The sequence below is a fragment of the Flavobacterium sharifuzzamanii genome (genome assembly GCF_003254585.1).
GTDB classification, from domain to species: domain Bacteria; phylum Bacteroidota; class Bacteroidia; order Flavobacteriales; family Flavobacteriaceae; genus Flavobacterium; species Flavobacterium sharifuzzamanii.
In genome coordinates this window covers 1-265 of record NZ_QJGZ01000012.1, presented here as the reverse complement: position 1 = coordinate 265, position 265 = coordinate 1, and the positions used below count along the sequence as shown (strand labels likewise).

The 265-nt window shown below is 35.5% G+C and carries 1 protein-coding gene; it reads left to right on the top strand.

Annotated elements, in window-relative coordinates; all coding sequences use genetic code 11:
* Nucleotides 1-102 precede the first annotated feature (102 nt).
* Complete coding sequence (locus DMA14_RS22840) at nt 103-243, top strand: hypothetical protein (protein ID WP_203418205.1); 141 nt, start codon at nt 103-105, stop codon at nt 241-243.
* Nucleotides 244-265: the final 22 nt, after the last annotated feature.

Genomic DNA, 265 nt, shown 5'->3' with positions numbered 1-265 from the left:
TAAAAAACGAAAGCCTGATCCGTTAAAAAATGCCGAAAAGGCATGTTAAGGAAGAAAAATCCCACATAGGGCTAAAAAATCTTAAAATGTAAAGATGCCGTTATGAGACAGTTAAGAAATAATGCGGAAAAAGAATTAAAAAAGCTGGGGAAAAGTGTTGGAAAAGCGGAAAAAGGTTCTACTTTTGCACCCGCAACAGCGAAAAACGCTCTTAGACATTCCGGCAGCTTGATCCTATTTTAGAAAAGAGATTTTCTAAAAAAAA